18 protein-coding genes and 2 tRNA genes are annotated in these 23,531 nt (G+C 36.5%); 5 read left to right on the top strand and 15 right to left on the bottom strand.

From position 1 onward, the window contains the following. Nucleotides 1-13 precede the first annotated feature (13 nt). Nucleotides 14-1,006, top strand: coding sequence for an LLM class flavin-dependent oxidoreductase (locus AC0L3W_RS03430; protein ID WP_409439670.1), 993 nt, complete (start codon nucleotides 14-16; stop codon nucleotides 1,004-1,006). Nucleotides 1,007-1,043: 37 nt separating this feature from the next. Here AC0L3W_RS03430 and AC0L3W_RS03425 read toward each other — a convergent pair whose 3' ends face one another. The 6 genes from AC0L3W_RS03425 to AC0L3W_RS03400 all read right to left on the bottom strand — a co-directional run bounded on the left by AC0L3W_RS03425 (nucleotide 1,044) and on the right by AC0L3W_RS03400 (nucleotide 6,815). Beyond that, nucleotides 1,044-1,673: a LysE family translocator gene (locus tag AC0L3W_RS03425; RefSeq protein ID WP_409439671.1), complete on the bottom strand. Its 630-nt coding sequence runs from the start codon at nucleotides 1,671-1,673 to the stop codon at nucleotides 1,044-1,046. 35 nt (nucleotides 1,674-1,708) lie between these two features. Further along, nucleotides 1,709-2,374 (bottom strand): YoaK family protein, encoded by a 666-nt coding sequence (locus AC0L3W_RS03420; protein WP_290039151.1) that lies wholly within the window; start codon nucleotides 2,372-2,374, stop codon nucleotides 1,709-1,711. A gap of 78 nt (nucleotides 2,375-2,452) precedes the next feature. Beyond that, nucleotides 2,453-2,926 carry a Dps family protein gene (locus AC0L3W_RS03415; RefSeq protein WP_290039150.1) on the bottom strand — a complete coding sequence of 158 codons (474 nt, stop codon included), beginning with the start codon at nucleotides 2,924-2,926 and terminating at the stop codon, nucleotides 2,453-2,455. 207 nt (nucleotides 2,927-3,133) lie between these two features. Next, entirely contained in the window at nucleotides 3,134-4,786 is a 1,653-nt protein-coding gene (locus AC0L3W_RS03410) for a putative bifunctional diguanylate cyclase/phosphodiesterase (protein WP_409439672.1), read from the bottom strand. Nucleotides 4,787-5,245: 459 nt separating this feature from the next. Then, on the bottom strand, nucleotides 5,246-6,421 hold the full coding sequence (gene serC / locus AC0L3W_RS03405) for a 3-phosphoserine/phosphohydroxythreonine transaminase (RefSeq protein WP_409439673.1): 1,176 nt from the start codon (nucleotides 6,419-6,421) through the stop codon (nucleotides 5,246-5,248). Nucleotides 6,422-6,680: 259 nt separating this feature from the next. Continuing rightward, nucleotides 6,681-6,815 (bottom strand): hypothetical protein, encoded by a 135-nt coding sequence (locus AC0L3W_RS03400; RefSeq protein WP_290039147.1) that lies wholly within the window; start codon nucleotides 6,813-6,815, stop codon nucleotides 6,681-6,683. Between the two features lie 307 nt (nucleotides 6,816-7,122). Here AC0L3W_RS03400 and AC0L3W_RS03395 point away from each other — a divergent pair, with 307 nt between their 5' ends. Next, nucleotides 7,123-7,872: a DNA/RNA non-specific endonuclease gene (locus AC0L3W_RS03395; protein ID WP_290039375.1), complete on the top strand. Its 750-nt coding sequence runs from the start codon at nucleotides 7,123-7,125 to the stop codon at nucleotides 7,870-7,872. Nucleotides 7,873-8,105: 233 nt separating this feature from the next. Here the strand turns inward: AC0L3W_RS03395 and AC0L3W_RS03390 are convergent, their stop codons facing one another. The 5 genes from AC0L3W_RS03390 to AC0L3W_RS03370 form a co-directional block, all read right to left on the bottom strand. Then, nucleotides 8,106-9,626 carry a hypothetical protein gene (locus tag AC0L3W_RS03390; RefSeq protein ID WP_409439674.1) on the bottom strand — a complete coding sequence of 507 codons (1,521 nt, stop codon included), beginning with the start codon at nucleotides 9,624-9,626 and terminating at the stop codon, nucleotides 8,106-8,108. A 691-nt stretch (nucleotides 9,627-10,317) separates the two neighbouring features. Further along, nucleotides 10,318-10,668 (bottom strand): hypothetical protein, encoded by a 351-nt coding sequence (locus AC0L3W_RS03385; RefSeq protein ID WP_409439675.1) that lies wholly within the window; start codon nucleotides 10,666-10,668, stop codon nucleotides 10,318-10,320. A 562-nt stretch (nucleotides 10,669-11,230) separates the two neighbouring features. Then, a tRNA-Ser gene (locus AC0L3W_RS03380) sits at nucleotides 11,231-11,321 on the bottom strand. A gap of 288 nt (nucleotides 11,322-11,609) precedes the next feature. Further along, nucleotides 11,610-13,193, bottom strand: a complete 1,584-nt coding sequence (locus AC0L3W_RS03375; RefSeq protein WP_409439676.1) for a sensor domain-containing diguanylate cyclase — start codon at nucleotides 13,191-13,193, stop codon at nucleotides 11,610-11,612. Between the two features lie 329 nt (nucleotides 13,194-13,522). Then, nucleotides 13,523-13,613: transfer RNA gene (locus AC0L3W_RS03370), tRNA-Ser, on the bottom strand. A gap of 237 nt (nucleotides 13,614-13,850) precedes the next feature. On the opposite strand from AC0L3W_RS03370, the gene AC0L3W_RS03365 reads away from it, so the two are divergent. Together AC0L3W_RS03365 and AC0L3W_RS03360 are read left to right on the top strand one after the other, a co-directional pair. Then, on the top strand, nucleotides 13,851-15,812 hold the full coding sequence (locus tag AC0L3W_RS03365; protein ID WP_409439677.1) for an exoribonuclease II: 1,962 nt from the start codon (nucleotides 13,851-13,853) through the stop codon (nucleotides 15,810-15,812). 249 nt (nucleotides 15,813-16,061) lie between these two features. Next, nucleotides 16,062-18,263, top strand: coding sequence for a YgiQ family radical SAM protein (locus AC0L3W_RS03360; protein ID WP_409440427.1), 2,202 nt, complete (start codon nucleotides 16,062-16,064; stop codon nucleotides 18,261-18,263). 116 nt (nucleotides 18,264-18,379) lie between these two features. Here AC0L3W_RS03360 and AC0L3W_RS03355 read toward each other — a convergent pair whose 3' ends face one another. From AC0L3W_RS03355 to apbC, 4 genes are all read right to left on the bottom strand, one after another. After that, complete coding sequence (locus AC0L3W_RS03355; RefSeq protein ID WP_409439678.1) at nucleotides 18,380-19,066, bottom strand: hypothetical protein; 687 nt, start codon at nucleotides 19,064-19,066, stop codon at nucleotides 18,380-18,382. A gap of 34 nt (nucleotides 19,067-19,100) precedes the next feature. Further along, complete coding sequence (gene recR, locus AC0L3W_RS03350; RefSeq protein WP_290039141.1) at nucleotides 19,101-19,700, bottom strand: recombination mediator RecR; 600 nt, start codon at nucleotides 19,698-19,700, stop codon at nucleotides 19,101-19,103. A 74-nt stretch (nucleotides 19,701-19,774) separates the two neighbouring features. Next, nucleotides 19,775-19,876 (bottom strand): DUF2164 family protein, encoded by a 102-nt coding sequence (locus AC0L3W_RS03345; protein WP_354669226.1) that lies wholly within the window; start codon nucleotides 19,874-19,876, stop codon nucleotides 19,775-19,777. A gap of 158 nt (nucleotides 19,877-20,034) precedes the next feature. Next, complete coding sequence (gene apbC / locus AC0L3W_RS03340; RefSeq protein WP_409439679.1) at nucleotides 20,035-21,120, bottom strand: iron-sulfur cluster carrier protein ApbC; 1,086 nt, start codon at nucleotides 21,118-21,120, stop codon at nucleotides 20,035-20,037. Nucleotides 21,121-21,389: 269 nt separating this feature from the next. On the opposite strand from apbC, the gene metG reads away from it, so the two are divergent. Beyond that, nucleotides 21,390-23,450, top strand: coding sequence for a methionine--tRNA ligase (metG, locus tag AC0L3W_RS03335; RefSeq protein WP_409439680.1), 2,061 nt, complete (start codon nucleotides 21,390-21,392; stop codon nucleotides 23,448-23,450). Nucleotides 23,451-23,531 lie beyond the last annotated feature (81 nt).

Below are 23,531 nucleotides of genomic sequence, written 5' to 3'. Positions count from 1 at the left end.
TAGAGGTATTATTTTGTTATCAACAATCCCTTTCTCCCTATTAGAGCTTGCGCCAATGCAACAAAATGCAAGCGTTACGCAAACATTATCAAACAGCACACAATACGCTCAAAAAGCAGACCAGCTTGGCTTCAACCGATTTTGGCTTGCTGAGCACCATAATATGCCAGGTATTGTCTGTGCTGCCACCAGTATTTTAATCGGTCATATCGCTGGTCAAACTGAACGTATTCGCGTTGGATCTGGTGGTATAATGTTGCCGAATCATTCTACGTTAGTGGTTGCTGAGCAATTTGGCACCTTAGACAGCCTATATCCTGGACGGATAGATCTTGGATTAGGTCGAGCGCCAGGTAGTGATAATATTACTAGCCAAGCTTTGAATAGTGACCCTCAACGAGCACAGCGTTTCCCGGAAGAAGTAAGTGAGTTACAAAGATTATTAGGTCCTTATAACGGTAATTCTGCTGTACGCGCGATCCCAGGAGAAGATACAAACGTACCGATTTGGTTATTAGGCTCAAGTTTATTCAGTGCCCAACTAGCAGCTCAAAAAGGTTTACCTTATGTGTTTGCAGGTCACTTTGCCCCTCGATTTTTAAAAGAGGCGGCCTCTCTTTATCGCCGAGAATTTAAGCCCTCTGCAACCTTAGATAAACCTTATTTTATGTTAGCTTTACCCGTAGTTGCCGCTGAAACAGATCAACAAGCAGAATATTTATCAACTACCTCAAAACAAAGAGTACTTGCATTAATGCGAGGGCAACCACTTTGGTTAAAACCACCTGTCGACTCTATGTCAGGATTATGGACAGCTCAAGAAAAAGCGCAGGTTGAAAACTTTCTAAGTTTAAGTGTGATTGGTGGACCAACGAGTATTAAACATAAACTTGATATTATCGCTAAACAACTAGCCGTTGATGAGTTTATCTTTACCAATGATTTGTATGATAACCAAGACCGTCAACGAGCTTTGGAAATACTCATTTCAGTCAAAGAGCAATAAATTTTTCTACTGTTTCCTAGCAAAAAATAATTTTTTATTAACTCTTGGTCAACGCTATTTTTGCGCTTAATCCAATTAAAATACTGCCGGATACCCCTTCCAAAATCCGGCTATAACTTTTTGCTTTTGAACTGTTAAATAGCACACTACCTAAACTGGCATATAATAAATTACAGGTGGTTGCTAATGCACTAAACAACAAGCCTAAAATCAGTAGTTCATGACTTGCATTATTACTAACAGGATCAATAAATTGAGGTAAAAAAGCCAGAAAAAACATAGCCACTTTAGGATTTAATACACTAACGATAACACCTTGTTTAAATACCTGTTTAGGTTGTTGACTATGATTCGTTCTGATGGGAAAAGCCCCCTGTTGTCGATAACAGTTCATTAATGAGCAAACACCTAAATACAACAAATAAGCAGCCCCTAAATATTTTATTAGAGTAAATAACAAAGCTGAACTGACAATCAATGCAGATAACCCAATAACTGCAGCAAAAGTATGGATTAAATAACCCGTCCCTAATCCCAATGAAGCTTGGATACCAGATTTTATATTTCCTTTCATGGTGTTGCTAACGATATAAACAACATCAGGGCCAGGAATTAAGTTAATCGATAATGCTGAGATAACAAATAAAATTAATGAGTGAAGCTCCATCGTTTCATTGTCCTTTTAATAAGTTAAAAATTCCTTTATCGATTCATTTTTAAACTATACATTGAATACAATAATGCTAATAAAATACATATAAAAACAGGGATATATAATGCTTGAAAGTAAAAGAGATGGAAAAAGTAAGCTCCCAACACTCCCCCACTAATAAACCCAGTAATAATTAACAAAAAAAGAAGTAACTTTCTTTTATCGAAAGCTTCACCTCGTAATTTAGCGCCTATCATAATACCAATATCAGTAAAAATTCCTGTCAAATGGGTTGTTCTAATCACAGCACCGCTATAAGTTGTCGCTAAAGCATTTTGTAAACCACAGGCTGCAGATGCAAAGTAATGCCCAATTAATCCATCCTGTTTTGATAAATAGAAAATGGCAGCGAGTAATAATAGCGCCTCTAAATATAATAACCCACTATAACGCCGCCCTAATTTTAACGAACCACCTTTTAGGTAAAATCCAGAAATAATAGAGCCAATAACAAAACTAATTAAAATAAACAAAAGATGTAAGCTGCTTGAAAAAGAGGCTGTGATCAGCCCTGTACCGAATTGTGTAGCAGTACCAGACAGGTGTGAAATAGCTTGATGTTGGAAGCCTAATAGGCCAATTGAATTGATAAACCCTGCAATCAACGCAAGTATAAATGCACCAGATTCAACCCAACGTGGCAGTCTTGATATCATAGGCATACTTTTTATAAAGCTAAAAAAAGCGTGTGATCATTACGACCACACGCTTATTATTTATCTAAACAGACTAAATTACAGCGCTTTAGTCGCTCTTAACATCCAAGCCGTTTTTTCATGGATACGCATGCGGTCAGATACTAAAGATGCAGTCGACTCATCGTCGGCTTCTTGTGCAACTTTCAATACTTTACGAGACGTTTTAACAACTTGTTCGTGTGCTTTAGTCAATAAAGAAACCATATCAGAAGCACTTGGTACACCTTCAACTTCTTCAATTGAGCTAAGTCTTGCAAACTCTTTGTAAGTACCTGGTGCAGCATCACCTAAAGTTCTAATACGCTCTGCAATATCATCAACTGCAACTGCAAGTTCTGTATAATGCTCTTCAAACATTAAATGTAATTCACGAAACTGTGGGCCTGTTACATTCCAATGGAAGTTGTGCGTTTGTAAGTATAAAGTATAAGAATCAGCTAAAAGACGCTTTAAACCCTCAGATATTTCTGCACGGTTTTCTTTACTAATACCGATATCAATCTCTGTCATTTTATTTCCTTACAGTAAACACTGTCATTCGAGATAACAGTCTAGTGAAACAAAAAGTAACTAGTAACAATCTCTTGCTTGGATTATCACTAAAACTAGTTAACACATTTAGATTACTGTATTCGCAGCCAATGAGCAACACAACTCGAGTGATCTTTTACTATTTAGAAACAATTAATTACCTAATAAAGCACAGTTGTTTAATAGTTAAACGACTTCAGCATCATGTTTAATTAAGTCAATAACCTCGGTCAAGGGTAAAGCTTTGGAGAAGTAGTATCCCTGTGCATAATCACAGTTCAACTCAACTAATAGTTCAAGTTGTTGTACTGTTTCTACCCCTTCAGCTAGAACCCTAACATCTAATATTCGCCCTAATTCAATAATATGTTTAATAAAATTTTTATCTAACTCTGTATGGCAAACTTTATCAACTAAACTTCTATCTAACTTTAATTTATCAATGGAATTATGGAAAGTCCGTATTAAGCTTAAAGATGAATAGCCAGTACCAAAATCATCGACGGCAATATGCATGCCTAATGCTTTTACTTGTAACATATTATCTGACAGCATTTTAGTATTATTAATAGAAGCCGTTTCTGTCACCTCTAATTCAAGAAAGTGCGTTGGGCAACCTGTAGCAACTAAAATTTGTTTTATTCGTTCAATAAAAGTACTCATTTCCATCGTTTTAAATGATACGTTGATAGCAACTCTGGGAGCATGGATATTTTGTCGCTGCCAAAGTGTTAACTGTTTACATACTTTCTCAAACACCCATAAGTCAAATTCAAAATGCAATCCAATTTCTTCAATAATACTGATAAATATGTCTGGACGAATAACCCCTAAACTCTGGTCAGTCCAACGGGAAAGTGCTTCCAAGCCAACCAGTGTTTGGGTTTTCATATCATATTGAGGCTGATAATGAATATCAATAACTCCCCTGGACATTGCTTTAGGTAATGCTTCTATAATTAACTTATGTCGTAAATAATCTTCTGTTGGTTCAGGTGTCGCAATAAAATAATTATTAATACTATATTTTTTGGCTTTTTGTTTTACTGTTTCTGCTGCGATTTGCATCGCATGATAGCTGTGGTATTCATAACCGGGAGCGCTCACACCTATACTGAATGACTTATTAATGGCCAATTCATCAGAAATTACAATAGGTTTCGCCAACTCAAAACATAAATTTTGACAGATAAGTTCGATACGTCTTTTTAAAATTAATTCAGGCAAGTTCTCATGGTCTTCAATCAAAATTGCATATTTAGCATTTGAAAAACGAATAACAAAACCAAAACTTTTTACTAAAGACTGTAAACGCTGACCTAATAGAGACAGGAACTGGTCACCAACAACATAGTCGTAGCGAAAATTAATAGCAGAAAAATTGTCAGCTTCTAAGATCAACAAAACCATATTTTTTAAGGCTATTCGACTGTTTTCCAGTAGATAATTAATCCGAGAAATCAATGCCCAACCATTTGGTAATCGAGTGATGGGGTCGACCGACTTATTTTCAGAAGCACTGAAATACAAGCTAAAAATATCACAACCTTCGTAGACGCAATGTAATTTGGCGCCTACTGTATAATGAAACTGGTTAAATATCTTAGCATTAGTAACAATCCCTTCTTCACTGTGCATTGCATCATCAAATAAGGTATCTAAATTGCCATTGTGATCATTTTTATCCAAAATCAATTTGTCTGCTAAATTCGAGTTACGTATTACTGATGAAGTCAGGCCTGATAACTCTGTAAAAGCATCATTGCAAGCCGTCACCAGATTAATACTGCCTCTATATACTGTGAGAGCCGCGAGTAGCGTTTTACTATTATCAATCATAACAAGTAATATCTACCATTGATGGTGAAACACTGAGGTGTGTGGAATTAGTAATAAGATTAAAAATAAAGCATCCTTAATAAGTAGTAAAATAGTTTACAGTAAGATGAGTATAGACCAATTAAAATGACATTAATAAACAGACTTACATTTACTTTTGAAAATAGCAAAATGACTTAATTAAATGGAGTAGTTATTCCTTTAAAAAATAACAACGAACAAATAAGTTATTTAACCAAATGATGAATTTAATCGCATTAAAACAAAAAAACTATTTATTAAGCTTTAACATAAATAAATGGAGAACAACCACTATATTCGCTATTTTTGATAGTAACATTGCTTTATGACAGGACAAATATGCAGTATATAAGATTAATTTATTCATTAGAGTGAAATAAAAAATGCCAATCATATTGATTTATATTATTGGCATAAGGCTAATTAAAATAGTGAAATTTAACTATTTTCTTTTTGAAAATCACGCATAAAAGTAGCTAGTATGTTTGCTTCACCAATAGTGACACCATTATATAAGCTTGCACGTAAATAATCTCCTACACCAAAAGGAGTTAATGTCCGTAAACCTACCATGCCTTTATCCCAACTTTCTATTAAGAATTTGTTAGTTAAAGCGTCATCACCACCGGCAATATTAAAAGGTACGTTCATGCGGCTGCGTAATGTTTTATTATCAATAGGAGTAGCATAAAACCCATTAGAGTTATCAATCACATCATATAGTACATCAGATTTAGCAATAGAACGGCGTTCACATGCATCTACACCACCCTCTTTAACTAACCAATCCATCACCATCCCTACTACTTCAATATTAAAAGTAGCAGGCGTATTCCAAAGGTTACCTGCTTCACTATTCGTTGTGTAATTAAATACACCAGGACACAGCGGCGATGCTTTACCTAATAAATCTTTACGTACTACCGTCATTGTTAAACCTGGATGACCGATATTTTTTGAAGCACAAGCAAATAAGACACCTACATTACAACCACGCCAATCAATTGGTTTTGTACTGAAATCAGAGCTAGCATCCACCACTAACGGAATATGTTGTAATGCCTCAGGCAACTTCGGTAAACGATGTAACTCTATACCATTAACTGTTTCATTAGAGCATAGGTATAGGTATTTACTATCAACATTAACATTCGCCTCAGTTAATTCAGGGAAAGTAGTAAACTTACCTGTATCAGGATCGCTAGCATCGATAGTATGCACATCACAATATCTATTTGCTTCATCACGACCACGAGCAGACCATGTACCATTAACAACATAAGTTGCAATATCAGACGGTTCTGTACATAAATTTAGAGGTAAAGCTGCAAATTGACCATGGCCACCACCATGAGTAAACAACACCTCATATTCATCTGGAATTGCCATGACTTCACGCGCAGTTGCAATAGTGTGCTCTAAAATAGCTAAAAACTCAGGAGCGCGATGCGATAAGGATAACGAAGTAAATCCTGGTTTATTAAAACTAGCTGCAATTTGAGCTTCAACAGCTTTTGGAAGAGAAGTTGGACCAGGACTGAAGTTGATCACTTTTTCAGAAGGTGCGGTAGAACTAAGTGAGCCAACAAGGGCTGGGTGAGTCTCTGTATTCATGTTGTATTACCTTACATAATCAAGTCCATATTAACCCTTAAAAAAGAGTTAATTTTTTAGTGGATTCATTATGCAAGCAAATTTCCAGGCTGCTTAGGGCCAGAATTAGCTTTTCTTGATCCCAAGGTAGGAAAGTTATAGTTAAAATAAAAAGCATCATAGAAGTGCTACTTTTCAAGATAACGAATGTGAATTTTCTATTTACAGCTAATAAAAAGCCGGTGAGTAATACATGACTCACCGGCTTTTTAACTTTTAATTAATGACGGTCATTTTGTTGACTATGACCATTTCCACCACCTTGATGCCCCCCGTTACCATGATGATGAAAGAAACCACAACCAGATAGAGACAATGATAAGGCAATAATGCCCACTAATGTTAAAAATCGCATAAATGCTCCCAATATAAATAATATCAATTAACTCGATAACCTTATAGACAGCTTAATAATCAATAGGTTCCAAAATGGAATATTGACCTCTCATATATGGCACGCCCATTGGCCAATAAATGTTGCTTCTCATGACTAATCATTCTAACGAATGTAATTTCATCCATCTGCACAAAGATTTAAATAACATTTTTTTAATTAAAAAATTAGATAGATGTAACGTAATCAGCACCTTTCTCTTGTACAAATACCTTTCTATTCAAACTATTTATAGGGATATACCATGAAAATAAAAACAACTGCATTAATGATTGCTTCGTTCTGGAGTAGTGTAAGTTTAGGCGCTAATTGCGTTTATGAATGTCCTACTGGGGCTTCAGGTGAACAGATAGAGCGCTCTATCTATACATTAAGTAACAATGCTACAACGAAATTTGCTGACTGGGTAGCTTATCATGTGACCAGTGAAACCATTGATGGCCCATCACGTTCACGATACTGGAAAGCGGATCCTGATTTAGATGCATCCGCGACACTAGAGCCAGATGATTACACAGATGCCAATGCTATTTTAGCAACCGACAGAGGTCATCAAGTTCCCCTTGCTTCATTCAGTAATACTGATGATTGGGCAATGCTTAATTACCTATCAAATATCACACCACAATCTTCATCTTTAAATCAAGGCCCTTGGGTTGATTTAGAAAGCGCAGTAAGAAGCATGGTATCTGCAGGACAAAATGCTTATGTCGTCAGTGGTCCATTGTATGAATGGAGTTTTGGTGAATTACCAGAAGCAGATGAATCACATATTATCCCAAGCGGTTACTTCAAAGTAGTGATCACCGATGTGAATGGTTGGGTTGAAGCTTCTGCCTTTATCATGGAACAAAATGCACAACGAGCTGATGATTTTTGTACAACAGAGGTTACTGTTGATGAAGTGGAGTCTCGCAGTGGATTAGATATTATGCCATCTTTAGCAGCCTATAAAGAAAGCTCAGTTGAAGCTCAACTAGGCGGATTAACGACTAGTTTAGGCTGTAATACTAATTAACGGATCTATTTTACTTGTTAAAAAACTTATTGATTCGTTGTAATTTTCGCAAATAGAACAATTATTTGATTCAAATTACGCCTTAAACCAAGTCATTTTTTCTAGGTAAAATTTAGACTACTTATTTAATATAATTGGTATAACTAAATTTATTCAGTTAAGAAGTGATATAAATATCAGGCAAAAAAAAGCCCTGTTAAAGGACAGGGCTAAAGGACTTAAACTAACATATATTAAAAATCGTAAGCATTACTTAATGTGGTGGTATTACTCTCTAACATTGCTTGATATAGCTCTTCTGTTTCAGAGGTAGTTGTGATTAAACCATTTAAGTCGCTATAAAACTCTGTCGCAGCAGCATCATCCACGAAATCAGAAGCACTATATTCCCCTAAATCTACCAAGTCGACATTTGTTGTCATCAAATATTGGATCGCATCACCACTGTCAGCACTTGAAGTAACTAAATTAATCTCAACACGTGATAGAGTTGGATCGGTAAAATCAAATAGGCTACTAACTAATATTACTGGCTCGTCATTAGCAAGCGAGTAGATTGATTGATAAGTGATGTTACTCGAAGAGCTTGAACTATCTTCATCTAAACGGAAATGCACACGTTGATAATCGAACTCATCGCTACTATAGCTGCCATTGGTATCGATACAAAACGCATCAGCCACATCACAAACACTACTCACACTCACTCCATCTATAACATCTACCGATGGAAATGCATCCAGGTCAAGGAAAGTATCCTCATCTAATTCAGTGAAGCTAGTAAATAACCAATCATTATCACTGATCGTTCCAGAAAAGTAACCGCTCCAAACATCAACCTCTGAAGTATCATAGGCTACATTTAACTGATCAATATCATCATAGATAGGCTGCCAAAAGTAACTTTGATCATCATGTACAGCAATTATGCCACTATCACTATCTAACTCTACTTCATCAATAGTTGTCCAATAAACATTGGTTAAACCTGAACTTGAAAGGCTTGCAGTAAGTGTACTTGCACTATCATTAGAGTCTTCATACAAGTTAGTAGAGCTGATAAATGCCCACTCTGAAAGTTCAGCGTACTGTGTTGAACTTGAATCATAAGAAGCAAAAGCAGTGATCAATACATCACGAGAAGCTGGATAAGGAGAGTCAACCGGAATCGCTGTTGCCGTCGCCTTGCCATTAACAGAATCAACATCATAACTACTTTGATAATAGTCAGGATCAGAATCAGGCTGCTGGACATTTACTAAAGCAGTATCCGAAGCTGTTTCTCGATAATCACTGCCTGTGTAACAAGTACTTCCTTGTTCTTGAGTAATATTCAGTACCATATCTTCAAGTAGGTCTTTCTGTACACTAAACATATAGCTACCACGATCACCACCCGTTAAGCTTTCAATCTCTTCCAGTGTCACATAACCGTCATCAGGCACATCAGTACTGGTAATAGTAAATAAGCCATTAGTGATATCATCTCCAGAGAAAGTCTCTGCTATAGTGCCATCGGCATTATGATAAAGAATATTATAATCATCTTCAGCCACATAGGCAGTAATGACTTCCCCATCATTTAACTCTGAATCAGCATAAATAATACACTTACTATTCAACGAGCTTTCGCTGACAGACTTTAATTGCACCACTTGCCACTTATAAGTTGGGGCACTAGAGCCTGAAGAGCCTGAACCACACCCAACAACTAATGCAGGTACAATAAGAGACGCTAAAATGGACTTTTTCATTATTTTAATCCTTAAAATAAAATATTGTTTAGTATGAATACAGCCAAAATTTGCAAAGTATCTGGTGATGCCGATAACTTCATAAAGCTTGTGTCGAACTTTTGATATTTGACGCCATTTTTATGACATTTATTGAGTTAATAACGTAAATAAACAAACTTAAAGTAATAATCACTGTGAATATACTTAGATAAAGCAGAATCCATGCCATAAAAATCATCACTATTGATTAACTTTATTCATGTTAAAAATATGCCTTCAGCATCGCCTAGGAAAAGACTTTTTATAGATGTAAATTCAGACTCTTTAAAAAACATGAAGATTAAAAATTGAAGTTGGGAAGTAAGTAATAAAAAGTAATAGCTTAAGAGCCATTGCCATTCAATTTGCAGCATAAACCTGAAACGTAACGATCTATATTAAGTTATAGGGTCTTAAGAGAAGATTAAATATGATTAATTGAAGGTCAAATAAAGGATAATGTAGATAGTATTATATTGCCAGCAGGATAGGAGAGTTGAATTCGAATAATTAAAAGCAAAGATGGACTACACAAACCTGAATGAAATAAAATTGAAGAATAGCTACATCAGCCTACTTATTAACACGTCGATATCTACATAAAGTACAGTGTATACAACTTGGTTAACTAAGTAGACCATATTCAACATCGGCATCATTTATTATTGCATTAAACCACTGCAAGTAATAAAGCACCTACAGATAACGCCCCTTTCAAGAATTGTCCAGCAGAATAGCTATCATCCTCTTCTTTTCCTTTTTCAGGGTGATCCATACCTAACATACCATGCGCGAAAGACTCAACTTTACTTGTGCCCTCCTCTTCAGGTTTAACCGTCTGTGCAATTTCTGCCGCTGACAGCTCCTTAGCTTTAGCTGATAACTCAACATGCTTATTTTCAGCTGGTGTAACTGTAACAGCTGTAACCTCTTTGGTTGCTTCCGCCTCTTTAGATTGTATATTCTGAGGTTGGGCCACTTTTAGATTAGTGTTGTAATGATTAATGCCAATGTTTGTCATAAATCCCTCTAATTAGTTCAATGTCCACGTCATTTTATCGACAGGAAAATAAATAACTTAAGCTTTTTCTGATTTATTTTTAAAAAAACTTACCCTTTACAAAATAAACAAAAGCATTTTTTATGCCATTAAAAAAAATCCGACGAACAAACGATAAATATCACTTAAATAATAGAACAATATTCAAAAAGCGGTAGAAACAAACATGATTTTGTGAAAAAAGAAAGATCAGTTAGCGATAAAGCCTGAACATAAAAAAGGTAAAACATAAAATAGCGGGATTAAATTGCCACATGGGCAGTGATTGCCGCTATTTTCGGCAAACTTTTATTTGCACATCATAAAATATATTTCTAGACAATAAACTGAGCAGTTTTATTTTAAGAATTAAAATAGATAAAAATAACATAAGGTATTGTATTAGCTAGGGTAGAAACGAACAACAAAGCGATGTTTTTACTGAGTCACCTGCATTACAAATGAAATGATAGTGCTATAAATTGAGTTTTCAGTGCTAGGAACGAAAAAAGGCTTCTCTATTGAGAAGCCTTTTTTCTTAATGTGGCGGAGGAGGAGAGATTTGAACTCTCGGAGAGCTATTAACCCTCGCTGGTTTTCAAGACCAGTGCATTCAGCCGCTCTGCCACCCCTCCGCAGAACGAGGCGTATATTATAGAAACTGAGATAAAAGCCAAGCTCTTTTTTTAAAAAATAGGTTGAATGCTCATTTTTCAAACTAATTATATTTAATCTTATTTGAAATGCGGAATAAATAAACACAATTATATTAAAATCAGCTTGTTATATCGCTTTATTTGATCTGAGTTTAACGAAAGAAGAATAAAATTCTAGTAACTAATACTGTTCTGATGCTGTAAATCAACCAAAGCGCTAGTTCGTGATAATAAAAAGACGACTTAAAATGTCGTGAGCATCCTGTTTTATTGGTTATCCGGTAATATAAAATCATTAATAACAAATTGATTTCTACCTAACGACTTGGCCTGGTATAAAGCTTGGTCGGCAAACCTTAACACTTCCCATTCCGGTAGCTCAGTGTTTGACATATTTTCAGCGTGGATAATGGTGGCACCACAGCTTATGGTAATGTGCTCACTTCCTCCTTCCATTGGGTGTACTATATTTAATTTATTAATCTCAGCTTTGATATCCTGCAACTTTAGTATCAGAGAATGCTTATTCATGCCACTAAACAATAGAGTAAACTCCTCTCCACCATAACGTGCGCAGTGATCAGTTGAACGCTTACATAATTTATTTAAGGTTTGTGCAACGCGATACAATGCATTATCCCCTTCGAGGTGACCCAAGTAGTCATTATATTCTTTAAAATAATCAATATCGCACATTACCACCACGAAACAGATCTTCTGGCGTATGCACAAATTTTTATGGACAGTTAAAGCTGATGATAAACCATGTCGATTAAGTACTTGTGTTAATTGGTCAGTACTTGCTTGCTCTTTTAATTGGATATTTTGTTGTTGCACCCTATTAAGTAACTTATTTATATTTTGTGAAACAACAATTAACTCTTTTACTGAAAATGCTTCACTGACAATCTTGCAATCACCGTCTTTATCTATCAATTGAATACTCTTTGCTAAGCTTCTTACTGGCTTAATAATGGTATGAGTAATTAAATGGTAAAAAAGATAAGTAAACAGGCTTAATATAAAAATAAACAGCAAGCTATGCAGGTTAATGAGAGGAGGTGATTCACTCATACGATGTTGCACACTTAACAATGCCACGGGTTGATTATTCATATCTTTAAACAACATTTGGTGGCTTGATTTGATCGTTTCTACTTTTACTTTTTTATCCCATTCTACTACCCCCTTTAACGGCGGATTAATATCAGTGATCAATGTAATATCAGTTAAAGTAGACTCACGAAGCGTCGTTAGAAACTCTTTTTCAATTAATTGGATAAAAATTAAATAACCTCGATTGTTTCCTTTCTGGTTAGAGTCTCTTACTTGAAATGCACTATACAAAGCAGGGCCATGAAGGGTGTTAATAAACCCTTCTTGATGAGGTGTGCCTTGTGATGTTATTGGATCTGGTAATAAAGAGGCATTCAGGGGATGAACATTAATATCATAGAATGAAAAGTGTAATGGTTTAGAAGTTAAGTGATCAACTCCCTTCGCCATTATCGGAACCAATGCTTGATCAAGGTAAAAAATGCCATCAACCTTTAAGCTTTGAAAAGTATCTTCAATAACATTTTCATCAATGTAACGTTGATTGACATTTTGCATAAACTCATAAGTTGCAGTCCAAACTGAATAATCATAAGTTACCCGTGATAAGGCTCTTAACGCATTTTTAATACCAATGGTTAACAGCTTTAACTCTTTCTCAGCAGCCAAGGTGATTTTTTGTTCGAGTTTAGGTAACTCGACAAAATATCGATAACCAATCAAGGTACTTGAAAACAAAATAAACAGTACAGTCAAAACTCGTATTTGGAGTTGTTTAAAAGTGATGGGCTTCATAGGTTCATTACCATTCGTTTAATGTCGACACATCAAGTATCAGACCAAAGCAAAATGAAAGATTAATTTAGGGAGATCACCATCATAAAGAAATAAGCATTTCACCAATCCATCAAAATATAGTACAAATCTATAAAAACCTAAAACTAGTAACATCCATTTATAGGTATATATGGATGTTTTTAGATTTAGGTCAATTAGCTAACTAAAAGAGCAGTTAAAAGTGACTAAGAGAAACTATTCAGTTTAGTGAAATATTAAAAGAATGGGGAACTTGATGTTTTAAAACGAAAAAAGGCTTCTCTATTGAGAAGCCTTTTTTCTTAATGTGGCGGAGGAGGAGAGATTTGAACTCTCGGAGAGCTATTAACCCTCGCTGGTTTTCAAGACCAGTGCATTCAGCCGCTCTGCCACCCCTCCGCAGAACGAGGCGTATAATATACAAGTTGAGATAAAAGCCAAGTCTTTTCTGCATTTTTTTATAAATCTATTTAAATTTCACGAATTCAGCAGTTCAACCTTTAATTAAAAGCCAATCACCTTTACTATCGCAGCATAAGTTTATAGATATTAACGCTTTTATTATTTCAGTTTTATTATTGATAAAACTTTCTCTCTAAACACCTTATTTATTGTAATTCATTAAAGGTTTCAAGCATGTTTCAAGACAATCCATTACTTAATCAACTTAAACAAACAATGCAAGACAATACGCCCAAGCGCACAGGGATTGTCAAAGCATCAGAGCGTGGATTTGGCTTTTTAGAAACCGATAAAGGTAAACGTTTTTTTATCGCGCCAAGCGAAATGAAAAAAGTCTTACACGGAGACCGTATCAGCGCAACCATCCAAGAAAATGGTGACAAATCAACAGCAACTCCCGTTGAGTTAAAACAAACAGAGATTACTGAGTTTGTTGCGCAGTTATCAATAAGTGCAAAACGCGTTTCGATTAAAGCAAATAACCCACTAATTAATGGCTTCTTTAAAATTAAAGGAGCAATGCAATTAGCTAGCCAAGGCTACCATGATGGTGATTGGGTTAAGGTAAAATTGTTAAGTCATGCATTAAAGGATAATGGCTTCTTAGTGGAAGTGATAGAAAAAATAGCAGAACATAATGACCCTTTTGCTTACCGAATGATAGCAGTGGCGACACATAAGTTACCTAATAAAGCTCCTGAATTTGACCACCCTTGGCAAGTCATCGACCCTGAGTTAGAACGTCAAGATCTCACTAAAACGCCCTTCTTTACTATTGATGGTGTTAATACCCAAGATATGGACGATGCCTTATACATTGAAGAAAATGATCAAGGTTGGGAGCTTACAGTGGCGATTTCAGATCCCTCGGCGTATGTACCAGAACAAACAGAGATGGATAAAGAAGCATGGCAACGTGCATTTACATTGTACTTACCTAACTTTAATGTACCTATGTTACCAAGAGACCTCAGTGATAGTTTATGCTCTTTAAAAGAGTGTGAAAAACGCGCGACCATCTGTTGTACCATGCGCATTGATAAAGCAGGTGAAATTACGCAAGAGCCTGTCTTTTTTGCTGCGTGGATAAAATCTCATTACCGTCTTAACTACCATGATGTATCAACTTATTTAGAAAGTGATGAGTTAAACGAAGAACAATGGAAACCGAATAGAGAATTAAGTCAGTTATTAAAAATATTAGATACCGCAACCACTGCTCGCCATCAATGGCGTTGTGAAAATACCATCGTCATGAAAAACCAGCCAGATTACACATTGAAACTGAACAATAAAGGTGAAGTGTATGAAATATTATGCGAACCTCGCCGTAGTGCTAATCGTTTAGTGGAAGAATCAATGATCGCAGCAAATGTTTGTGCTGGTGACTTTTTAGCAAAACACAAACAAGCAGGTGTATTTAATGTTCACTCAGGTATAGCGAGCGATCGCATTAATAAAGCCGTTAGTTTACTCGCCGAATATGGTATTGAAGTGGCACCGGAATCACTATCAACCTTGGACGGTTATGTTGAAATGCGACAACAAGTGGCTAAATTAAATAATAGCTACCTGGATCACCGTCTCCGCCGTCTATTATCTTATGCTGATACCAGCGCAACGCCTGCACCTCATTTCACAATGGGTGTGGCTCACTATGCAACCTGGACATCGCCTATTCGTAAATATGGTGATTTAATTAACCATCGTTTAATTAAATCTGTACTTACACAGCAAGCATCTAGTCCTGTTGCTACTGATATCGGTATTCACCTAAATGAAGCGCGTAAATCCCAGCGTATGGCCGAGCGAGATGTCAATAATCTGCTGTACTGTAATTACTTAAAAGACCAAGAGAATTCTGATTGGCGTTATAAAGCTGAAATTTTTGATATCGTTAAAGCAGGATGTCGTGTAAAAGTCCAAGAAAACGGCGCAACATTCTTTATTCCAAATAGTTTGTTAGGCAAAGCTAATAATGATGCTAAAAAAATAGAATGCATGCGTGAACAAGGCGTTGTTAAAGTAGGCGAGCAAGTAGAATTACAACTGGGTGATGTTATTGATGTAATGCTTACCTCGGTAAAGCCTGAATCACGCCAATTAATCGCAAAACTTGCCGACCCATTGGGTTAAAAAAAACTACAACAACAGTTAAGCAGTTGATTTTAAGGTGCAACTGCTTAATGCATTTATTTGGCTACTTTATTTAACAAGGACAGCAACCAACTTTGTTAAACTCTATGTTATAATGGACTCAATTTAACATTCCAATACTAGAGATTATTTTTCTTGAAGCCAATAACTACTCCCAAAGACCGCAATTTGTTTTCATATCCTAAATACCGAGGAGAGCCTTCTTCTAAGGCAGCTCCTTTTTTGCCTATGTCTCGTAAAGAGATGAAGCAGCTTGGCTGGGATAGTTGCGATATTATTTTAGTAACAGGTGATGCTTATGTGGATCACCCTAGTTTCGGCATGGCTGTGATTGGCCGAATGCTTGAAGTGCAAGGCTTCAGAGTTGGTATTATCGCGCAACCTGATTGGCATTCTAAAGATGCATTTATGCAATTAGGAAAACCTAATTTATATTTTGGTGTGACTGCCGGTAACATGGATTCAATGATCAACCGCTACACGGCTGAAAGAAGGCTTAGACACGATGATGCCTACACACCAAATGATGAAGGTGGTAAACGTCCTGACCGTGCAGTTACTGCTTATACACAACGATGTAAAGAAGCCTATAAAGGTGTCCCAATCATTATTGGTGGTATTGAAGCAAGTTTACGCCGTATCGCCCACTACGATTATTGGTCAGACAAAGTGCGTCAATCTGTTTTGTTCGATTCAAAAGCAGACCTATTAATTTATGGCAATGCTGAGCGCCCATTAATTGAAATTTCCCATCGTATTGCACAAGGTGAAGATGTCAAAACCATTACCGATGTGCGCGGCAGTGCATTTTTAACCAATAGCGCATTGCCAGGTTGGACTGGTATAGACTCACGTAGCGTTGATAAACCTGGGAAGATAGATCCAATCCCAAGCCCTTATCAAGACCTCACTGAAAAATGTGATACTGCAAAAGATGAAAATGTGGTTGATGAAGCATCTGATGTGACTAAAACAGCACAAGTTATCCAGATGACTCCACATAAAAGTACGCCACAAGAAGAGCGTGAAAAAAGATGGATAGAGAAAGCAAAAGCGTGGTCAACTACCTATATTAATTTACCAACTTTCGAGCAAGTAAGAGATAATAAAATATTATATGCACATGCATCTCGTATTTTTCACCAAGAAGTAAACCCAACGTCAGCAAAAGCATTAATGCAAAAACACGGTAATCGGGCTATCTGGTTAAATCCACCAGCAACACCATTAGAAGAAAGTGAAATGGATGGTGTATTTGGTTTACCTTATGCTCGTGTCCCACACCCAAGTTATGGTAATGCCAAAATCCCCGCCTACGATATGATAAAAACATCTATTAATATCATGAGAGGATGTTTTGGCGGCTGTACTTTCTGTAGTATCACAGAACATGAAGGACGCATCATACAAAGCCGCTCACAGGAATCTATTATCAATGAAATTGAAGATATTAAACTCAAAGTCCCTGGGTTTACAGGTGTCATTTCTGATTTAGGTGGTCCAACAGCTAATATGTATAAATTACGCTGTAAGAGTGAAAAAGCAGAAGCAACTTGTCGTAAGCCATCTTGTGTATGGCCAACTATTTGTGGTCACCTTGATACAGACCACACACCAACGATTGAGTTATACCGAGCTGCTCGTCAAGTACCGGGTATTAAGAAAGTATTGATTGCCTCGGGCGTACGTTATGACTTAGCCATTGAAGATCCTGAATATATTAAAGAACTGGCGACTCACCATGTTGGCGGGTATTTAAAAATAGCGCCAGAGCATACTGAGGAAGGCCCATTAAATAAAATGATGAAGCCAGGCATGGGTAGCTATGACAAATTTAAAGAGCTATTTGATCACTACTCTAAAGTTGCAGGTAAAAAACAGTACCTGATCCCATACTTTATCTCTGCTCACCCTGGCACAACAGATATGGACATGATCAATCTGGCAATGTGGTTAAAAGAGAATGATTTTAAATTGGATCAAGTGCAAAATTTTTACCCTTCTCCTTTAGCTAACGCAACAACCTTGTATCACACTGAAATTAACTCGTTGCGTAATGTTAAAAGAAACAGTGAATCAGTATCCATTCCAAAAGGGACGATTCAGCGTCGATTACATAAAGCTATATTGCGTTATCATGATCCAGCTAACTGGCCAATTATTCGTGAAGCGTTAACAAAAATGGGATTAGACAAAACCTTGATTGGTAGTAAGGCAACCTGCTTAGTACCAAAAGAAACACGTGCTGAAATCCTTAATAGAAACGCTAAAAAAGCAAAAGTACCTTTAAAAGGCAGTAAAAGTACGCCAAGAAATCAAGGTAAACTAGCTGTAAATAATAAACGTAAACCTAAAGCAAAATTCGGTACTAAACCGACCAATGGTAAACAAGGCTTAACACGCTTTAGTACGAATCAGTTTCAAAAATAATTGATTCTCACATGAAGTGGTAATAGATAATTAGGTTATCAATACTAAAAAGGGCTAGCTTTATCATGAAGCTAGCCCTTTTTTACATGCCTGATTATCTTGTTATGAGGCTGGTATTACATACTCAATCCTATTCGACCTGTCTGCTTTAATTTACAGACCTGATTTAAGAAAGAGTTAATTCTATAAGGTTGAAAATGCGTAGGGATCCTATTCTCTAATGCAGGAATGGGTTTCTTATCTTCTTTTAAATGAGTTAAAATTAATTTAAGGAGGCCTGATAAATACCCTTTAAATGCTTCACTTTGATACAAACTATCCCAATCAATCACACCTGCTTTATTGTGTAGTTGGGTCAATGGCTCTATTTTAGCCGTATACCCTTGTATCTCAATATCACCCATACAATATTCTTTCACTAATTGTAAAAACAGGTCTAAACACTCTCCACGTGGTACTAAATTAAAAAATTCAGCAGAAGGTTCTTTATCTTCAGCAGGCGCATTAATTAAGCGAAACAAAATCTCAAACATGTGCACTATGGTTCTATCTAAAATACGTTGTTTTGGTTGGTGTTGAGATTGAATATCTTGTGCAACCACATTATAAAGCGTGACCATATCTACACGTGTAGCTGCTTGATGAGATAGTTTGTCAGCAATGGAAATAGGAATTCGATTAGCAATTAACGTATTAAAAATAGATCGGGCTAACGAATCCTGTATTACTGAATGTGCTTTATCAGAGCCTTTATAAGGCCCTTTTTGATTGCTAGGCATCTCTTTCCCTTGAAATGTTAACATTATGATTCATGACGATAGTAATGACCTATTCAGCTTATAACATCGAGCGACCAGTAAAGGAGTGTGACAAAGTAGTGCTGTCAACAAACTCAAGCTCTCCACCCACTGGCACACCATGTGCGATTCGGCTCACTTGAATCTTTTGTTTTCTTGCCATTTCTGCAATGTAATAAGCTGTCGCTTCACCTTCCACTGTTGGGTTAGTTGCTAGGATCACCTCAGTAATATTTCCCTTTTTCATCTGCTGCTCTAATAAATGTAAACCAAGTTGTTCAGGCCCCACTCCATCTAATGGAGATAAATGCCCCATTAATACAAAATAAGTACCAGAAAACAGTGCGGTTTGCTCAATGGCGACCACATCAACAGGCATTTCAACAATACAAATAACACCATTATCATTACGTTTTTGATTACTGCAGATAGAGCAGAAATCTTCTTCTGTAAAAGTGCGACATTGTTGACAATGGCCTATTTCAGTCACAGCTCTTGCTAACACATCACTCAATTTAAGTGCACCATTGCGGTTTTTATCTAACAAATGGTAAACCATACGTTGTGCTGATTTAGGGCCAACACTTGGTAAACATTGTAAAGCCTGTGTTAACTCTTCGATTAATGGTCTATTTGACATTATTTTTTCTTCTTAACATTAAATTAGGTCGATTAAGCAATTTAAATTGGCTTAATATTTCCCAATGAACTCAGTTACTTTTTCAAGTTCATAAAGGATTCAGTAATAGTATCAAGTTTATCATCTAATAGGCTTCTCGCATCATTTAAACCTTGATTATAGTAATAACGTCCCATCTTTTTGGCTAAAAGTTATAACAAAAATTCCGTATCAAATTGCCCAAGCTCTTGGCCTAATTTTTTTAAAAATAGGTTTGTATTTGTTCGAACATTGCTGCTTTTTGCGTACTTGAAAAAGTAATCTCTGCCATATTAAATCGCCGCTCATATCAGTACTATTTAAGCTCTGTAATTTTAATTTGCTCTATCGTTGGTTGTAGATCTTTAAACAAATTAATAGCAACTGATTCAGCTAATGCTAAATAAGGAGCAACTAATTCAACTTGTTCATTTTTAGCAACAGTTGGGTAGCCTTGGTCGGTGTTCTCTCGGTATTGAATATGTAAGGGTAACTCTCCTAGGAAAGCCAAATTAAATTGTTTAGCTAATTTTTTACCTCCACCCGTTCCAAAAATAGCTTCTTGATGGCCACATTTAACACATGAATAAAGGCTCATATTTTCAATCAAGCCCGTTACATGCACATCCACTTTGTTAAACATAGTCACGCCCTTTTTCGCGTCAATTAATGCAACATCTTGCGGGGTAGTGACAATCACAGCACTAGTTAGTGCGACGTTTTGCGACATAGTAAGTTGAATATCACCAGTACCAGGCGGCATATCAACAATGAGATAATCCAATTCAGGCCAGTCTGTTTCGTTTAATACTTGCTGTAAGGCTTTGCTCGCCATAGGACCGCGCCATACCATCGCATCTTTATCTTCAATTAAGAAACCAATGCTATTACACACAATGCCATGAGCTGAAATAGGCTGTAATAGTTTACCATCAATAGACGTTGACTTTGTTGCTTTTTCACCCAGCATCATGGGTACTGATGGACCATAAATATCAGCATCAAGTAAACCAACTTTGGCACCATTTTTGGCTAAAGCTAATGCTAAATTAACGCTTACAGTGGATTTTCCGACACCACCTTTACCCGAGGAAATCGCGATAATATTTTTAATATTTGCATTCTGTTTAGGCGCTTTTTTATGTTCAAAACTTGGTACTTTATAAGTGACTTGCCATACAGGGTTTTGTTTAAATAGCTCAGCTAAAGGTTGCTCAGCCTGCGCTTTTATATTAATTAGCCATTCAGGCGCATGGAAAGGCAAACAGATTATAATTTCAGCCGTATCAACATTAATCTTCAGGAGAGATTGTTGCTGTAATTTATTAAATAGTTCAGGCTCGATAATTTGTGCTAAGCAATCTAACACTTGTTGTTGATTGGTTTTATTTTTGAACAGCATATGCACCTCTTATCTACATTGATAGATGAGTTTATCAAAATAAACAGATAAATCATCCTCATTAATAAAGCGGTAATAGCCTTATTCATTTGATATTGACGGATAAATGATGATGCAATCATTACTCACTTTAAAACACCTTAAATCAGTGGTTGAATATTTCAGTATCATCACTCTAACTGAAAGAGATAAGAGTGGGATTATTAGCATTTTTTCGGTAGAATTATAGGCTTAAAAAAATTCGCCTAGACTTAAGGAATATCAAATAAATGGCTAATCAAGACCGTAATATACTTGTTACCTGCGCCCTTCCCTATGCAAATGGTCCAATCCATTTAGGGCATATGCTTGAGCATGTACAAGCTGACATCTGGGTGCGTTTCCAACGCTTACGTGGCAATAATATTCATTTTGTTTGTGCTGATGACGCTCATGGCACCGCTATCATGTTAAAAGCGCAAGAAATGGGTATTACACCAGAGCAACTTATTGCCGACGTGCAAGCGGATCACGAAAAAGATTTTGCAGGATTCAATATCAGCTTTGATAATTATCATTCTACACACTCAGAAGAAAACAAAGCCTTATCATCGCAAGTTTATCTAGCGCTTCGAGATAATGGATACATTACTAAAAAAGTTGTTTCACAATTGTACGATCCAGAAAAAGAGATGTTTTTGCCAGATCGTTTTGTAAAAGGTACTTGTCCGAAATGTAAAGCTGAAGATCAATACGGCGATAACTGTGATGTTTGTGGTGCCACTTATAGTCCAGCTGAAATGATTAATCCAAAATCAGTGGTTTCTGATGCAACTCCGGTAATGAAAGATACTGAAAACTTATTCTTTGATGCACCTCAATTCCAAGATATGTTAGTTGAATGGACAAAATCTGGCGCACTACAAAATGAAGTCGCGAACAAACTCGGTGAATGGTTTGAAAGTGGTTTAAAAGCTTGGGATATCACGCGTGATGCCCCTTACTTTGGCTTTGAGATCCCTGGTGCACCAGGTAAGTTTTTCTATGTATGGTTAGACGCTCCTATTGGTTATATGGGAAGTTTTAAAAACCTATGTGACCGCACAGATGACCTTAATTTTGATGATTATTGGAAAAAAGACAGCACAGCAGAGCTATATCACTTCATCGGTAAAGATATCATCAATTTCCATGGTCTATTCTGGCCAGCTATGTTGGAAGGAGCAGGTTTCCGTAAACCAACAGGTGTGAATGTTCACGGTTATGTGAGCGTTAATGGCGAAAAAATGTCTAAATCAAAAGGTACTTTCATTAAAGCAAGCACCTATTTAGAAAACCTAGACCCTGAATGCTTACGTTACTATTATGCTGCCAAATTAACTTCACGTGTAGATGATCTAGACTTCAACCTAGAAGACTTTGCACAACGTGTTAACTCTGATGTTGTCAATAAATTAGTTAACTTAGCCTCTCGTACTGCTGGTTTCATTGCTAAAAAGTACGAAGGAAAATTATCTTCAGAAGTGTCTGAGCCAGCCTTGTATCAAGAGTTTGTTGCTGCGGGTGATTCAATCGCAGAGCAATTCGAGAAGCGTGAATTTGCGCGTGCTATTCGTGAAATCATGGCATTAGCCGATATTGCGAATAAATACATTGATGAAAAAGCACCATGGGCGTTAGCAAAAGTAGAAGGCAAAGAAGCAGAGGTACAAGATATTTGTTCAATGGGTATCAATCTGTTCCGAGTATTAATGACTTACTTAAAGCCAATCATGCCTAAATTAACAGAGCGCAGTGAAGCTTTCTTAAATGAAACATTAACATGGGACAGCATCAATACACCGTTGGCCGGCCATCAAATCAATAAGTTTAAAGCATTATTCCAACGTATCGATCCAAAAAATATTGAAGCAATGGTTGAATCATCTAAGGCAAGTGCAGCGGCAGATGCAGCAGCAAAAGAAAAAGCAGCTGCGGCGACACAAGCAGCAAACCAAAGCGAGTTAGATAAAGAACCAATCGCACCTGAGATTGACTTTGATACATTTGCTAAGACAGACTTGCGTGTCGCGTTAATTGCTAAAGCAGAGCATGTGCCTAAAGCGAATAAATTATTGAAACTAACCTTAGACATAGGCGGTGAAACGCGTACCGTATTTGCAGGTATTAAATCAGCTTATAAACCTGAAGATCTTGAAGGTAAACTAACAGTAATGGTAGCGAATCTAGCACCACGTCAAATGAAGTTTGGCTTATCTGAAGGCATGGTATTAGCAGCAGGTCCTGGGGGAGAAGATATCTATATCTTAAACCCTGATTCAGGTGCAAAACCAGGACAACGTATTATGTAATCCTTAAAGTGGTTGTTAATAGAAAATAAACAACTCGATTTAGCATAATAAAAAGCCGATTAGATATAAAAATAATCGGCT

The organism is Psychromonas sp. KJ10-5, assembly GCF_055808325.1.
The sequence above is the reverse complement of the archived record's forward strand: the minus strand, read 5'-3'. Positions and strand labels throughout refer to the sequence as shown.

Coding starts and splice junctions, on each gene's coding strand:
- AC0L3W_RS03425 (WP_409439671.1), bottom strand. CDS start 1,673: ATGGAGCTTCACTCATTAATTTTATTTGTTATCTCAGCATTATCGATT.
- AC0L3W_RS03420 (WP_290039151.1), bottom strand. CDS start 2,374: ATGATATCAAGACTGCCACGTTGGGTTGAATCTGGTGCATTTATACTT.
- AC0L3W_RS03415 (WP_290039150.1), bottom strand. CDS start 2,926: ATGACAGAGATTGATATCGGTATTAGTAAAGAAAACCGTGCAGAAATA.
- AC0L3W_RS03410 (WP_409439672.1), bottom strand. CDS start 4,786: ATGATTGATAATAGTAAAACGCTACTCGCGGCTCTCACAGTATATAGA.
- serC (WP_409439673.1), bottom strand. CDS start 6,421: ATGAATACAGAGACTCACCCAGCCCTTGTTGGCTCACTTAGTTCTACC.
- AC0L3W_RS03400 (WP_290039147.1), bottom strand. CDS start 6,815: ATGCGATTTTTAACATTAGTGGGCATTATTGCCTTATCATTGTCTCTA.
- AC0L3W_RS03395 (WP_290039375.1), top strand. CDS start 7,123: ATGATTGCTTCGTTCTGGAGTAGTGTAAGTTTAGGCGCTAATTGCGTT.
- AC0L3W_RS03390 (WP_409439674.1), bottom strand. CDS start 9,626: ATGAAAAAGTCCATTTTAGCGTCTCTTATTGTACCTGCATTAGTTGTT.
- AC0L3W_RS03385 (WP_409439675.1), bottom strand. CDS start 10,668: ATGACAAACATTGGCATTAATCATTACAACACTAATCTAAAAGTGGCC.
- AC0L3W_RS03375 (WP_409439676.1), bottom strand. CDS start 13,193: ATGAAGCCCATCACTTTTAAACAACTCCAAATACGAGTTTTGACTGTA.
- AC0L3W_RS03365 (WP_409439677.1), top strand. CDS start 13,851: ATGTTTCAAGACAATCCATTACTTAATCAACTTAAACAAACAATGCAA.
- AC0L3W_RS03360 (WP_409440427.1), top strand. CDS start 16,062: ATGTCTCGTAAAGAGATGAAGCAGCTTGGCTGGGATAGTTGCGATATT.
- AC0L3W_RS03355 (WP_409439678.1), bottom strand. CDS start 19,066: ATGTTAACATTTCAAGGGAAAGAGATGCCTAGCAATCAAAAAGGGCCT.
- recR (WP_290039141.1), bottom strand. CDS start 19,700: ATGTCAAATAGACCATTAATCGAAGAGTTAACACAGGCTTTACAATGT.
- AC0L3W_RS03345 (WP_354669226.1), bottom strand. CDS start 19,876: ATGGGACGTTATTACTATAATCAAGGTTTAAATGATGCGAGAAGCCTA.
- apbC (WP_409439679.1), bottom strand. CDS start 21,120: ATGCTGTTCAAAAATAAAACCAATCAACAACAAGTGTTAGATTGCTTA.
- metG (WP_409439680.1), top strand. CDS start 21,390: ATGGCTAATCAAGACCGTAATATACTTGTTACCTGCGCCCTTCCCTAT.